Raw genomic sequence first — 15392 nt, 5'->3', positions numbered from 1 at the left:
GACAGAATCGTGGTGATCGCAGCTGTCAGCGTTGTCTTGCCGTGGTCAACGTGACCAATCGTGCCTACGTTTACGTGCGGCTTCGTCCGCTCGAACTTTTCCTTAGCCATTTCTTAATCCTTACAATTCAATTATTTCTTGCTGTCAATGACAGCCTCTGCCACATTCTTGGGCGCCTCAGAGTAATGCTTGAACTCCATGGAGTACGTTGCACGGCCCTGGGACATCGAACGCAGCGTCGTCGAATATCCAAACATCGCAGCCAAAGGCACTTCTGCCTTGATCATTTTGCCACCAGCCGGGTTATCGTCCATGCCCTGGACAATGCCGCGACGAGAAGACAGATCGCCCATGATGTCGCCCATGTATTCTTCAGGCGTTTCGACTTCAACGGCCATCATTGGCTCCAGCAGCACCGGATTTGCCTTGCGCATACCATCTTTAAATGCCATCGACGCAGCCAATTCAAATGCCAACTGAGACGAGTCAACATCGTGGTACGAACCGAAAATCAGGCGTGCCTTAACATCAACGACAGGATATCCAGCCAATACACCACTATTCAATGTATCGCGAATGCCCTTGTCAACAGAGGGGATGAATTCACGAGGAATAACCCCACCCTTGATCTCGTCGGCGAATTCGTAACCACCGCCTTCAGGCTGCGGCTCCAGAATCAGAATGACGTGACCATATTGACCCTTACCACCGGATTGCTTGACATGCTTACCCTCAATCTCAATCGACTTACGGATAGTTTCACGGTACGCAACCTGAGGAGCACCAACGTTTGCCTCGACACCGAATTCACGCTTCATGCGATCAACAATGATCTCAAGGTGCAACTCACCCATACCCGAGATAATTGTCTGGCCAGACTCTTCGTCGGTACGCACACGGAAAGAGGGATCTTCACGAGCAAGACGACCCAACGCCAAACCCATTTTCTCTTGGTCAGCCTTGGTCTTGGGCTCAACAGCAACGTGGATAACAGGATCCGGGAACTCCATGCGCTCCAGGGTCACTACATTATCAATCGAGCACAATGTATCGCCTGTGGTGACTTCTTTCAGGCCGATTGCAGCGGCGATGTCGCCCGCGCGAACCTCTTCAATCTCTTCACGCTGGTTTGCGTGCATTTGCACGATACGCCCAACGCGCTCTTTCTTACTCTTAACAGAGTTGTAGACGGTATCGCCAGACGTTACCACACCAGAATAGACGCGGAAGAAGGTAAGCTGACCAACGTATGGATCGTTCATCAACTTAAAGGCCAAAGCGGAGAAAGGCGCCTCATCCGAAGCTTGACGCTCAACCTCTTGCTCTTTTTCATCCGTGCCCTTAACTGCAGGAATATCAACCGGTGAAGGCAGCAATTCAATAACAGCATCCAACATACGTTGAACGCCCTTATTCTTGAACGCTGTACCACACAACATCGGCTGGATCTCGCAATTGATGGTGCGCGTACGCAGACCGCTGATGATTTCTTCTTCAGAAAGCGTACCCTCTTCCAGGTACTTGTTCATCATGTCTTCGTTGGCCTCTGCTGCCGCTTCAACCATCTTCTCGCGCCATTCCTCTGCAATTGCTTGCAACTCGGCAGGGATATCAACATAGTCGAACTTCATGCCCTGCGAAGCCTCATCCCACAGGATAGCCTTCATCTTAAGCAGGTCGACTACGCCAGCAAAGCTATCTTCCGCACCAATCGGAATGACGATCGGCACAGGATTAGCCTTTAAGCGCAGCTTCATCTGCTCAACAACACGGAAGAAGTTGGCGCCTTGGCGATCCATCTTGTTTACAAAAGCCAAGCGAGGTACGCGATATTTATTAGCCTGACGCCAAACGGTTTCAGACTGTGGCTGTACACCACCCACGGCACAGTAAACCATGCAGGCGCCATCCAAGACGCGCATGGAGCGCTCAACTTCAATTGTAAAGTCTACGTGGCCTGGGGTATCAATGATGTTGATACGGTGCTCGGGGAACTGCATCCCCATGCCTTTCCAGAAAGTAGTGGTAGCAGCAGAAGTAATGGTAATACCACGCTCTTGCTCCTGCTCCATCCAGTCCATGGTGGCCGCGCCGTCATGCACTTCACCGATCTTATGGTTCACACCGGTGTAGAACAGAATACGCTCGGTCGTGGTTGTCTTACCGGCGTCAATGTGAGCGCTAATACCGATATTACGGTAGCGCTCGATGGGAGTTTTACGTGCCACAGCTAAAACCTTTTAAGCAGTAATCAAAGAACTTAGAAGCGATAATGCGAGAATGCCTTGTTCGCTTCCGCCATGCGGTGCACTTCGTCGCGTTTCTTCATAGCACCACCGCGACCTTCCGCTGCATCCAACAATTCGCCGGCGAGACGCAATGCCATAGACTTCTCACCACGCTTGCGAGCAGCTTCACGCAACCAACGCATAGCCAATGCCATCCGACGAGCCGGACGAACTTCAACCGGCACCTGATAGTTAGCACCACCCACGCGACGGCTCTTTACTTCTACAACAGGCTTCACGTTGCCCAGCGCTTGACTGAATACAGCAACAGGATCTTTGCCCGATTTCTTCTCGATTTGTTCGAGCGCTCCATAAACGATGTTTTCAGCAACGGATTTCTTACCATCCAGCATGACAACGTTCATGAATTTTGCCAGCTCAACATTACCAAACTTAGGATCTGGCAAAATTTCGCGTTTAGGTACTTCTCTACGTCTTGGCATTTTAAACCTCAATAAATTTATTCAGCTGAGCGACCATTCGCTCAAGGTTACCCATTAGAGCAACCGCTTACTCAGCAGTCAGGCCTACGCCCAAACCTGCCACAGATTACGTTACGCCTTGGGGCGCTTCGCACCGTATTTCGAACGTGATTGCTTACGGTCTTTCACGCCAGCCGTATCCAAGCTACCACGAACCGTGTGATAACGAACACCAGGCAAGTCCTTGACACGACCGCCACGGATCAACACTACCGAGTGCTCTTGCAAGTTGTGGCCTTCACCACCGATGTAAGAGATCACTTCGAAACCGTTGGTCAAGCGAACCTTGCACACTTTACGCAGCGCTGAGTTCGGCTTCTTCGGAGTGGTGGTATAAACACGGGTGCAAACGCCGCGTTTCTGAGGGCAAGCTTCCAGCGCGGGAACCTTGCTCTTCGAAACCACGCTTTGGCGGCCCTTACGAACAAGTTGATTAATGGTTGGCATTGCTTCTTCCTAAAAAAACGAGGCGACAAACATTGCCGCCACACTACAATAAAGGCCGTAGATTCTATTTGATCTATGAAGACCCTGTCAAATCATAGGCTTGAAAATGGGAAAACGACAGAGTTTTCGCTCTGTCGCCCCCAAAGTGTTGTAATTACAAAAGCTTAGTCATGCAAAGCCGCATCCATCAGATCGGAACGGCTGCCCTGGTCTTCACCACGGGCGCGCTTGCGGCGACTGGTGTGGTAGGCCAAGCCGGTGCCACCTGGAATCAAGCGACCCACAATGACGTTTTCCTTGAGGCCGCGCAGGTCGTCCCGCTTGCCCATGATAGCGGCTTCGGTCAAGACACGTGTGGTCTCCTGGAAGGATGCTGCGGAGATGAATGAGTCTGTTGACAAGGATGCCTTGGTAATACCCAGCAACACGTTGTCGTATTGCGCAGGGATCTTGCCCGCAGCCATCATCGTATCATTTTCTTCGAGCATCTCTGCGCGCTCGACCTGTTCACCAGTAATGAACTTGGTATCGCCAGAATCGGTGATATGAACACGACGCAACATCTGACGAACAATCACCTCGATGTGCTTATCATTGATCTTCACACCCTGCAAGCGGTAAACCTCCTGCACCTCTTCAACGATATAGCGCGCCAAGGCTTCGATCCCTTGCAGGCGCAGGATATCGTGAGGATCAACGGCACCATCAACAATCAATTCACCGCGGTTCACAACCTGGCCGTCATGCACCAGAACGTGCTTTTCCTTGGGAATCAGGTACTCGTGTGCGGCCCCATCCATGTCGGTCAGCACCAGGCGTTGCTTGCCCTTGGTATCCTTACCGAAGGAAACCGTGCCGGTGATATCAGCCAGCATGCCTGCATCCTTCGGTGAACGCGCCTCAAACAGCTCCGCAACGCGTGGCAGACCACCAGTAATGTCCCGTGTTTTCGACGATTCTTGAGGAATACGCGCCAACACCTCACCGACACCAACGTCCTGACCGTCTTTGACCGTGATGATACAACCGATCTGGAAGGTGATATTGACTGGCGTATCCGTGCCAACGATTTTCACTTCCTGGCCAACCGCATCCAGCAGTTTGACTTGGGGGCGCAAGCCTTTCGCCTGTGAACCAGCACGGCGCTTGGGGTCAATCACCACCAATGTGGACAAGCCGGTCACGTCATCAATCTGCTTCGCAACGGTCACGCCTTCTTCGACGTTCTCGAATTTGATACGCCCTGCGTATTCGGTGATGATCGGACGAGTGTGAGGGTCCCATGTCGCCAGCACTTGGCCAGCTTTCACCACTGCACCATCAGTAGCCAATAAGGTGGCACCGTATGGCACCTTATGGCGCTCACGCTCGCGGCCATTGTCGTCGGTGATGACGATTTCACCCGAGCGTGCGATGGCGATCTGCTCACCCTTCGCATTGGTAACATAACGCATCTGGCTGGAGAAGCGCACGACACCATTTGATTTGGTCTCGATCTGGCTTGCTACAGCTGCACGAGATGCCGCACCACCGATGTGGAACGTACGCATGGTCAGCTGGGTACCTGGCTCACCGATCGATTGAGCAGCAATGACGCCTACCGCCTCGCCGACGTTGACCAGCTTACCACGCCCCAAATCACGACCGTAGCATTTGGCACACAAGCCATATCGCGTTTCGCAAGTCAACGGCGTGCGAACTTTGACTTCATCGATACCCGCTGCTTCGATCTGCTCCACCACGGCTTCTGTCAGCAATGTGCCGGCTTCAAACATGGTTTCATCAGAGTCTGGATTGATGATATCCGTTGCAGCCGTGCGGCCAAGCAGGCGTTCACGAAGCGCTTCGATCACTTCACCACCCTGTACGACCGCTTTCAACGCTACGCCATTCTTGGTGCCGCAGTCATCTTCAATGACGACCAGATCCTGTGTCACGTCAACCAGACGACGAGTCAGATAACCTGAGTTCGCTGTCTTCAACGCGGTATCCGCCAAACCTTTACGCGCACCGTGCGTGGAAATGAAGTACTGGAGTACGTTCAGCCCTTCACGGAAGTTTGCGGTAATCGGCGTTTCGATGATCGAGCCATCCGGCTTGGCCATCAAGCCCCGCATACCAGCCAGCTGACGGATCTGCGCTGCAGAACCCCGGGCCCCGGAATCCGCCATCATATAGATGGCATTGAACGACTCTTGTTGTACTGTCTTACCTTCGCGGTCAACCACGTCTTCCTTGGAAAGCTGCTCCATCATCGCCTTGGCGACTTGGTCACCAGCACGACCCCAGATATCGACGACCTTGTTATACCGCTCACCCTGGGTCACCAGACCGGAGGTGTATTGCATCTCGATCTCTTTTACCTCTTTCTCAGCGGCAGAGATAATGTCTTGCTTCACGGTTGGGATCTGCATGTCATCCACGCAGATTGAGATACCGCCACGTGTCGCATAGCTGAACCCGGTATACATCAATTGGTCAGCAAAAATCACGGTGTCACGTAGGCCGCAACGACGGAACGACGCGTTGATCAGTTTCGAGATTTCTTTTTTCTTCAATGCCTTATTGATGAAGGAGAAAGGCAGGCCTTTAGGCAGGATCTCCGACAGCAATGCGCGGCCAACAGTAGTTTCGTAGCGGGTGAATTTCTCAACGAATTCACCATCACCAATGGCTTCGTATTCACGAATACGTACCGCGATTTTTGTGCTCAGGTGAACCTGACGGGTTTCATAGGCACGATAGACCTCAGCCGTGTCAGAGAAACGCATTCCCTCACCTGGGCCATTTACGCGCTCGCGGGTCATGTAATACAGGCCCAATACGATATCCTGCGATGGCACGATGATTGGTTCACCGTTGGCAGGAGACAGCACGTTATTTGATGCGAGCATCAATGTGCGGGCTTCCATTTGCGCTTCCAGCGACAATGGAACGTGAACCGCCATCTGGTCACCGTCAAAGTCGGCGTTAAATGCCGCGCAGACCAGCGGATGCAGCTGAATGGCTTTACCTTCGATCAGTACGGGCTCGAATGCCTGAATCCCCAAGCGGTGCAAGGTAGGTGCGCGGTTCAGCAGAACCGGATGCTCACGGATCACCTCTTCGAGAATATCCCATACCTCTGGCACTTCCTGCTCAACCAGACGCTTCGCCGCCTTGATAGTGGTTGCCAGCCCCAATACTTCCAATTTGTGGAAGATGAAAGGCTTGAACAACTCCAACGCCATCTTTTTCGGCAAACCACACTGATGCAGACGCAGCTGCGGGCCAACCACGATCACGGAACGCCCGGAGTAGTCAACGCGCTTACCCAACAGGTTTTGACGGAAACGACCGCCCTTACCTTTGATCATGTCAGCCAGCGATTTCAACGGTCGCTTATTGGCACCGGTCATCGCTTTACCACGACGGCCATTGTCCAGCAGCGAATCCACCGCTTCTTGCAGCATGCGCTTCTCATTGCGGACGATGATCTCGGGTGCTTTGAGCTCCAACAGACGCTTCAACCGGTTGTTACGGTTGATGACGCGACGATAGAGGTCATTCAGATCCGATGTCGCGAAACGACCACCATCCAGCGGAACCAATGGGCGCAGCTCTGGTGGAAGAACAGGGAGCACTTCCATGATCATCCAATCTGGCTTGATGCCAGATTTGTGGAAAGCTTCCAGAACCTTCAGCCGCTTGGCAATTTTCTTGATCTTGGCATCAGAACCGGTGGTCTCAAGCTCGTGCTTGAGGCGTGCCATTTCCTGATCGATGTTCAGCGTCGAGAGCAGATCACGGACGCCTTCGGCACCCATCGAAGCAGAGAACTCATCGCCGTACTCTTCGACCTTGGCGAGGTAGTCGTCTTCTGTCAGCAGTTGAGCACGCTGCAGGGGCGTCATACCTGGGTCGGTCACGACATAGGCTTCGAAATACAACACGCGCTCGATATCACGCAATGTCATATCCAATACCATCCCCAAGCGGGAGGGTAACGATTTCAAAAACCAGATGTGCGCCACCGGTGAAGCCAGCTCAATATGGCCCATGCGCTCACGGCGTACTTTGGACAGAGTGACTTCTACGCCACACTTTTCACAGATCACACCACGATGCTTCAGGCGCTTGTACTTACCACACAGGCATTCATAGTCTTTGATCGGGCCAAAGATGCGTGCGCAGAACAAGCCGTCACGTTCTGGCTTGAAGGTACGATAATTGATCGTTTCCGGTTTTTTGACTTCGCCATAAGACCAGGAACGAATTTTTTCCGGCGAGGCAATGCCGATGCGGATTGCATCGAATTCTTCTTCCTGCGTCACCTGTTTGAACAGATCGAGCAATGCTTTCATCAATTACTCCTGAGATTGCCTTGGGGCGGCGTATGCCGCCCTTCATTCCTTAGTCTTAGTAACGTTCGAGATCGATGTCGATACCGAGCGAACGGATTTCTTTCACCAGTACGTTGAAAGACTCCGGCATGCCCGCATCAATCTTGTGCTCACCCTTGACGATGTTTTCATACACCTTGGTACGACCTGTTACATCGTCCGACTTCACCGTCAACATTTCCTGCAGGGTATAAGACGCACCGTACGCTTCGAGCGCCCACACTTCCATCTCACCGAAACGCTGACCACCGAACTGGGCCTTACCTCCCAATGGTTGCTGGGTCACCAGCGAGTACGGGCCTGTGGAACGGGCGTGCATCTTGTCATCCACCAAGTGATGCAGCTTCAATACATGCATGTAACCTACGGTGACTTTACGATCAAAGGCTTCGCCAGTACGTCCATCGTGCAATTCGATCTGACCGGACTCTGGCAGATCAGCCAGCTGCAACATGGACTTGATCTCGGCTTCCTTGGCACCATCGAATACTGGTGTTGCGAATGGAACGCCACGTGAAAGATTGCGAGCCAGCTCGATTACTTCATCATCAGTGAAACTTGCCAGATCTTCATTCTGACCTGATGTGTTGTACACCTTTTCAAGGAAAGAGCGCATCTCCGCAACCTGCAGGCCGCGCTGATCTTTCAACATCTTGTTGATCTTGTTGCCCAGACCCTTTGCCGCCCAGCCCAGATGCACTTCAAGAATCTGACCGATGTTCATCCGCGAAGGTACGCCAAGTGGGTTCAATACGATGTCCATCGGCGTACCATCTGCCATGTAAGGCATGTCTTCAACCGGCACGATCTTCGATACAACACCCTTGTTACCGTGGCGACCCGCCATCTTGTCACCTGGTTGCAGGCGGCGCTTGACTGCAAGATAGACCTTGACCATCTTCTGCACGCCGGGTGGCAATTCGTCACCCTGGGTCAGTTTCTTACGCTTCTCTTCAAAGCGGTCGTCAAAATCCAGGCGTAGTTGATCCAAGCTTGCCTTAGCCAGCTCCAGCTGACGTGCGGCATCCTCGTCTGACAGACGAATATCGAACCAGTCATGCCGAGGGATGGAATCCAGGTATTCCTTGGTCAGCTCAGTGCCCTTGACGATCCGCTTCGGCCCACCGTTTACCACTTTACCCAGAATCAGCTTTTCAATACGGTCAAACGCGTCGTTCTCAACGATACGGAACTGGTCTGCCAAATCCTTCTTATAGCGCTTCAGATGGTCATCAATGATCTGCTGAGCACGGCTGTCACGCTCGATCCCTTCGCGGGTAAAGACCTGAACATCGATGACCGTTCCGCTCATGCCAGTCGGCACACGCAAGGACGTATCTTTGACATCAGATGCTTTCTCACCAAAGATGGCGCGGAGCAGCTTTTCTTCAGGCGTCAGCTGCGTTTCACCCTTCGGTGTCACTTTACCAACCAAGACATCGCCTGCCTCCACCTCTGCGCCGATATAGACAATACCAGCCTCATCAAGGCGACCAAGCATGCGCTCGCTCAGATTGGAGATATCACGAGTGATTTCTTCCGGCCCGAGCTTGGTGTCACGCGCTACGACAGACAACTCTTCAATGTGGATCGAGGTATAACGGTCTTCCGCAACAACCCGCTCCGAGATCAGAATCGAATCCTCGAAGTTGTAACCGTTCCATGGCATAAAGGCCACGAACATGTTCTGACCCAGCGCCAGCTCACCCAAATCAGTTGAAGCACCGTCTGCAATGACGTCATTCTTGGCAAGACGATCACCAACCTTGACGATCGGGCGCTGGTTGATATTGGTGTTCTGGTTACTGCGAGTGTATTTGGTGAGGTTATAGATATCCACACCCACTTCGCCCGCACTAGTCTCGTCATCGTTGACACGGATCACCACCCGGTTGGCGTCGACATAATCCACCAGCCCACCACGCAAAGCCTTGACGGCTGTTCCGGAGTCAACGGCACAAGTACGCTCGATGCCGGTTCCAACGAAAGGCTTCTCCGCACGCAGACATGGCACTGCCTGGCGTTGCATGTTGGCACCCATCAATGCGCGGTTCGCATCGTCATGCTCCAGGAACGGAATCAGAGATGCTGCTACCGACACGATCTGCGAAGGCGCAATATCCATGTATTGGATACGATCCGGCGTGGAAACCGTCGTTTCACCACGGTGGCGGCAAGTCACCAGCTCATCGATCAGGCGACCTTCCTCATCCAACGTTGCATTCGCCTGGGCGACGACATAACGTCCCTCTTCAATCGCGGACAGATACTCGATCTGGTCGGTGACTTTGCTATCAATCACCTTACGATAAGGCGTTTCAAGAAAGCCGTATTCATTGGTACGCGCGTAAATCGCCAAGGAGTTGATCAACCCGATGTTCGGGCCTTCCGGCGTTTCAATAGGGCACACACGACCATAGTGAGTTGGGTGCACGTCACGGACTTCAAAGCCGGCACGCTCACGCGTCAAACCACCCGGCCCGAGTGCAGAAACCCGGCGCTTATGGGTAATTTCCGACAGCGGGTTGGTCTGATCCATAAACTGCGATAGCTGGCTCGACCCGAAGAACTCCTTGATCGCGGCAGAAACCGGTTTTGCATTGATCAGGTCATGTGGCATCAGGTTATCGGATTCCGCTTGAGATAAGCGTTCCTTGACCGCACGCTCAACCCGCACCAACCCGGCACGGAACTGGTTCTCAGCCAATTCGCCCACAGAGCGCACACGGCGGTTACCCAGGTGATCGATGTCATCAATTTCACCGCGACCGTTACGCAGCTCAACCAAAATCTTGATAACCGCAACGATATCTTCATTAGATAAGGTTCCAGAGCCTAACAGCTCATCACGCCCAATTCGGCGATTGAACTTCATCCGACCAACCGCCGACAGGTCGTACCGGTCTTCGCTGAAGAACAGACCTTGGAACAGTGCTTCAACCGCTTCTTCGGTTGGCGGCTCGCCTGGGCGCATCATGCGATAGATGGCAATACGCGCTTGATTCTGATCGACGGTTTCGTCTGTACGCAGCGTCTGAGAGATGTATGCACCCACATCCAGATCATTTGTATAGATCACCTGGACCTGTTTGACGCCGGCCCGGTCAAACTTGACCAGCATATCCTCAGTGATTTCATCATTGGCGCGCGCAATCAGCTCACCAGTCTCGCCATGAACGATATTGGTCGCCAACACCCGGCCAACCATGAAATCATGCGGAACCAGAATACGGGTCAAGCCAACTGTCTGGATATCGCGAATGTGTTTTGCCGTAACGCGTTTGTCTTTCTGAACGATGGTCTTACCATCTTCCGTTACGATGTCAAACTTGGCAATCTCGCCCTTCAAGCGCTCCGGGACAAGTTCCATCTCAACACCATTCCCAAGATGGAACGCGTCAAACTGGAAGAATTCCGCCAGAATCTGCTCCGGTGTATATCCCAGGGCCTTCAGCAGGATGCTGACTGGCATCTTGCGGCGGCGGTCAATACGGAAGTACAGATAATCTTTTGGATCAAATTCGAAATCCAACCAAGAACCGCGGTATGGAATGATGCGGGCGGAAAACAACAGCTTGCCGGAGCTGTGGGTCTTACCACGATCATGTTCAAAAAAGACGCCAGGCGAGCGATGCAGCTGGGAAACAATCACACGCTCAGTGCCATTGATGACGAATGAACCCGTTGTTGTCATCAGCGGGATTTCACCCATGTACACTTCCTGCTCCTTGACTTCCTTGACCTTCTGCGTTTCACGGTCAAGGATGGTCAGGCGCACCTTGGCGCGCAAGGGAGCAGCAAAGGTAATGCCGCGCTGCTGGCATTCCGGTACATCAAACACCGGATCGCCCATCAAATAATGTACAAAGTCCAAACGAGCATTGCCCGAGTGACTAGCAATCGGGAACACGGACTGGAATGCGGCTTGCAGGCCCACGTTTTTACGTGCTTCAACCGGGACGCCCGTTTGCAAGAATTGCGCGTAGGACTCGATCTGGGTGGCGAGAAGGTAAGGTACCTCCAACACATTTTCCCGCTTCGCGAAACTCTTACGAATGCGTTTTTTCTCGGTGAACGAATAGCTCATTAGGTAACTCCATCGAGTTGGGTGCGCTAAAACACAAAAGCAAACAGGCTAAAGACAGCCTATTGACTTTTATGCTCTACAAATGACGACAGGCCGGCGCCTCAGGCGCCAGCCCAGCCTTGCAATCAAGCCTATTACTTGATTTCGACCTTTGCGCCAGCCTCTTCCAGCTGTTTCTTGATCGATTCAGCATCAGCCTTGTTCGCGCCTTCCTTAACAGTCTTCGGTGCGCCGTCAACCAGATCTTTAGCTTCTTTCAGACCCAGACCGGTAACTGCACGTACAACCTTGATCACGCCAACCTTGTTGTCGCCAGCAGCGGTCAGAATCACGTCGAATTCAGTCTTCTCTTCTACAACAGCAGGGCCAGCAGCAGGGCCAGCGACAGCTACGGCAGCAGCAGAAACACCAAACTTCTCTTCGAACGCCTTAACCAAGTCGTTCAGTTCCATAACAGACATCGCGCCAACGGCTTCGAGGATATCGTCTTTGGTAATAGCCATTTGTAAAAACTCCTGAAACTTTGTTCTTTAAAAGATATGCGATTAAGCAGCTTCTGCTTGCTTTTTCTCGGCCAGAGCGGCCATCGCGCGAGCAAAACCGGATACAGGTGCCTGCATAACGAACAGCAGCTTAGACAGCAACTCTTCGCGGCTTGGGATCGATGCCAATGCTGCAACTTCAGCAGTAGACATTACCTTGCCATCGTATGCGCCAGCCTTAATGACGATCTTGTCATCCGTTTTTGCAAAATCGTGCAACACTTTGGCTGCAGCGACCGGGTCTTCAGAGATACCGTAAACCAGCGGGCCAACCATTTGGTCAGCCAAACCGGCAAACGAGGTATCCGCAACCGCACGGCGCGCCAGCGTATTCTTTAGAACACGCAGGTACACGCCTTGCTCGCGCGCCTTAGCGCGCAACTTGGTCATGCTGCTAACCTCGATGCCCCGATATTCAGCGATAACAATAGTCTGGGCATTGGCAACAACTGCCGACACATCAGCTACGACCGCCTTTTTATCTTCAAGATTGAGACTCAAGGTCCACCTCCTACAGTTAAATTCGGATAGCTGAAACCAGCTTTCCGCGCTCTAGACACGGCGACCTGATCAGGAGAACATCAGACATCACGAAAAATCGTGAATAAGATTGAAACCTGCTTCCGGGTACACCGTCTGCGTAGGACAGATACTTCTGATTAAGCTTGACGCTCCTACGGTCTTTGACAATCCGCCCTGCCAAAACAAGACAGCCCAAAGTCAAAAAGCGCGATACAGCCGAGCCGAATCGCGCTTCAATTACTACTTAAGCAACCAAACTGGCCGTATCAACACGGACACCAATACCCATAGTACTGGAAACCGCGATTTTACGCAGATATACACCCTTCGAACTAGCGGGCTTTGCCTTTTGCAAGGCATCAACCAGCGCATTGAAATTCTCGCGCAATGCACCCGCATCAAAAGACGCACGGCCAATGGTGCACATTACAATACCAGCTTTGTCGGTACGGTACTGAACCTGACCAGCCTTGGCATTCTTCACCGCCTCCGCGACATTCGGAGTAACCGTACCCACCTTAGGGTTAGGCATCAAGCCACGGGGACCCAGAATCTGACCCAATTGACCGACAATGCGCATAGCATCTGGGCTGGCAATGACAACATCAAAGTCCATCATACCACCCTTGATTTGATCTGCCAGATCATCGAAACCAACAATATCTGCGCCTGCTGCTTTAGCAGCTTCCACCGCAGCGCCCTGGCAGAAAACTGCCACGCGGACAGTCTTACCAGTACCACGAGGCAACACAACCGAGCCACGCACCACCTGATCAGATTTACGCGCATCCACACCTAGATTGAACGCAACATCAATCGACTCATCAAACTTTGCAGTTGCAGTCTCTTTTGCCAATGAGATGGCCTCATCAATCGCATAAAACTTGTTGCGATCCACTTTAGCCTTCAACAACTGAGCACGCTTAGAAACCTTAGCCATTTACACGCCCTCCACTTCAATACCCATACTACGTGCGGATCCAGCGATGGTGCGAACCGCCGCATCCATATCCGCAGCAGTCAGGTCAGGCTGCTTGGTTTTGGCAATTTCTTCAAGCTGAGCGCGATTCAACTTGCCAACCTTATCGGTATGAGGCTTTGAACTACCTTTTTGTACACCTGCCGCCTTCTTAATGAGAATAGACGCAGGCGGAGTCTTCATGATGAACGTGAAGCTCTTATCCGCAAAAGCAGTGATCACAACAGGAATTGGCAAACCTGGCTCAATACCTTGAGTTTGAGCATTAAATGCCTTACAGAATTCCATAATATTCAAACCACGCTGACCCAGCGCCGGGCCAATCGGGGGCGAAGGATTCGCCTTACCTGCAGGAACCTGCAGCTTAATGTAGCCGATGATTTTCTTAGCCACTTTAATCACTCCTCAACATGGGTTAAACGCAGAGATTACCTCTGCTCCCCGTTAAAACACGCCGGTCTACTCAACCAACGAGCAATGTCAAATCAAAGCTTTTCGACTTGACCGAATTCCAATTCCACAGGGGTGGGCCGCCCGAAAATCGCGACAGAAACGCGCAGCTTATTCTTGTCGTAATCAACATGCTCTACCGTGCCATTAAAATCAGTGAAAGGCCCCTCAGTCACACGAACAGACTGGCCAATTTCAAACTGAATCTTCGGCTTAGGCTTTTCAACGCCCTCTTGCATCTGCTGCATGAGAGCATCCACCTCTTTTTGTGTGATAGGCGTTGGCTTCATACCAGACCCACCGACAAAACCCGTCACCTTTGGCGTACTCTTCACCAAATGCCAAGTCTCATCGGTCATCACCATCTCAACCAGCACATAGCCAGGAAAAAACTTTCGCTCCGCTACGCTCTTCCGACCAGAGCGGACTTCCATTACCTCTTCCACCGGAACGAGAATTTGACCGAACATATCCGCCATGCCAGATCGATCAATACGTTCACGCAATGCGCGCTGAACACTCTTCTCGAAGCCAGAGTAGGCATGAACCACATACCAACGCTTAGACATTATTTGCCCCGCCCCAAGAACAAGTCATAAAACAACCACGCCAAAGCACCATCTACAATCCACATAAAGATCGCCAGCGCTACCACAAAGCCAAAAACCAGCATTGTCAGCTGGATAGTCTCTTTGCGCGTCGGCCATACAACCTTTTTGACCTCCGCAACCGCCTCTTTGGCAAACTCGACAAAGCCCTTGCCAGGCGAACTCATCAGCGCAACAGCACCAGCCAACAAGACACCAGCAACAACAGATAGCACACCTAATGCACCTGATGCAGAACCAAGCAGGTAGTAGCCAACGATACCCAGCACCAAAAAGGCAAATGCCGCGGCAATTTTAATTCTGTCTTGAACTTCCATGTTTTCCGGAATCTTACGCCAAGAACCGCCTAAGCGTGCAAAGCCATCCGGCACCGCCGGATGGCATTATGTGGCAGGCGAGGAGGGTCTCGAACCCCCAACCCCCGGTTTTGGAGACCGGTGCTCTGCCAATTGAGCTACTCGCCTACGAGAGAAGCGGCATTATACACAAGCCGCCCTTCACTGCAACTTTATTACTCGATGATCTTGGCGACGACGCCAGCACCGACAGTACGACCACCTTCACGGATCGCGAAGCGCAAACCTTGCTCCATCGCAATCGGCGCG

13 protein-coding genes and 1 tRNA gene are annotated in these 15392 nt (G+C 52.3%); all 14 read right to left on the bottom strand.

Going from position 1 to position 15392, the window contains the following annotated elements:
* On the bottom strand, positions 1 to 110 hold a 110-nt coding region (locus tag HNQ59_RS18480), incomplete at its 3' end, for a GTP-binding protein (protein WP_230642393.1).
* Positions 111 to 131: 21 nt separating this feature from the next.
* Positions 132 to 2228, bottom strand: coding sequence for an elongation factor G (fusA, locus tag HNQ59_RS18475; protein ID WP_184041876.1), 2097 nt, complete (start codon positions 2226 to 2228; stop codon positions 132 to 134).
* 32 nt (positions 2229 to 2260) lie between these two features.
* Entirely contained in the window at positions 2261 to 2731 is a 471-nt protein-coding gene (gene rpsG, locus HNQ59_RS18470; RefSeq protein WP_184041875.1) for a 30S ribosomal protein S7, read from the bottom strand.
* A gap of 111 nt (positions 2732 to 2842) precedes the next feature.
* Entirely contained in the window at positions 2843 to 3217 is a 375-nt protein-coding gene (gene rpsL, locus HNQ59_RS18465; RefSeq protein WP_137940215.1) for a 30S ribosomal protein S12, read from the bottom strand.
* 164 nt (positions 3218 to 3381) lie between these two features.
* Positions 3382 to 7560, bottom strand: a complete 4179-nt coding sequence (gene rpoC, locus HNQ59_RS18460) for a DNA-directed RNA polymerase subunit beta' (RefSeq protein ID WP_184041874.1) — start codon at positions 7558 to 7560, stop codon at positions 3382 to 3384.
* A gap of 55 nt (positions 7561 to 7615) precedes the next feature.
* Positions 7616 to 11686 (bottom strand): DNA-directed RNA polymerase subunit beta, encoded by a 4071-nt coding sequence (gene rpoB / locus HNQ59_RS18455; protein WP_184041873.1) that lies wholly within the window; start codon positions 11684 to 11686, stop codon positions 7616 to 7618.
* Positions 11687 to 11820: 134 nt separating this feature from the next.
* Positions 11821 to 12189, bottom strand: coding sequence for a 50S ribosomal protein L7/L12 (gene rplL / locus HNQ59_RS18450; RefSeq protein ID WP_184041872.1), 369 nt, complete (start codon positions 12187 to 12189; stop codon positions 11821 to 11823).
* A 42-nt stretch (positions 12190 to 12231) separates the two neighbouring features.
* Entirely contained in the window at positions 12232 to 12729 is a 498-nt protein-coding gene (gene rplJ / locus HNQ59_RS18445) for a 50S ribosomal protein L10 (RefSeq protein ID WP_184041871.1), read from the bottom strand.
* A gap of 265 nt (positions 12730 to 12994) precedes the next feature.
* Positions 12995 to 13690, bottom strand: a complete 696-nt coding sequence (gene rplA, locus HNQ59_RS18440; protein ID WP_184041870.1) for a 50S ribosomal protein L1 — start codon at positions 13688 to 13690, stop codon at positions 12995 to 12997.
* A complete protein-coding gene (gene rplK, locus HNQ59_RS18435; RefSeq protein ID WP_184041869.1) occupies positions 13691 to 14122 on the bottom strand; it encodes a 50S ribosomal protein L11 in 432 nt (143 codons plus the stop codon).
* Between the two features lie 92 nt (positions 14123 to 14214).
* The gene (nusG, locus tag HNQ59_RS18430) at positions 14215 to 14748 is read right to left on the bottom strand and encodes a transcription termination/antitermination protein NusG (RefSeq protein ID WP_184041868.1); all 534 of its coding nucleotides are present in this window, start codon (positions 14746 to 14748) and stop codon (positions 14215 to 14217) included.
* The gene (gene secE, locus HNQ59_RS18425) at positions 14748 to 15104 is read right to left on the bottom strand and encodes a preprotein translocase subunit SecE (RefSeq protein WP_184041867.1); all 357 of its coding nucleotides are present in this window, start codon (positions 15102 to 15104) and stop codon (positions 14748 to 14750) included. The genes nusG and secE overlap by 1 nt, the downstream gene beginning before the upstream one ends.
* A 71-nt stretch (positions 15105 to 15175) precedes the next feature.
* Positions 15176 to 15251 (bottom strand) — tRNA-Trp (locus tag HNQ59_RS18420).
* A gap of 47 nt (positions 15252 to 15298) precedes the next feature.
* Positions 15299 to 15392: EF-Tu C-terminal domain-related protein (locus HNQ59_RS18415; protein ID WP_081413055.1), on the bottom strand; the 94-nt coding region annotated here is incomplete at its 5' end.

This window comes from Chitinivorax tropicus, from assembly GCF_014202905.1.
In the GTDB taxonomy this organism is placed as follows: domain Bacteria; phylum Pseudomonadota; class Gammaproteobacteria; order Burkholderiales; family SCOH01; genus Chitinivorax; species Chitinivorax tropicus.
The sequence above is the reverse complement of the archived record's forward strand: the minus strand, read 5'-3'. Positions and strand labels throughout refer to the sequence as shown.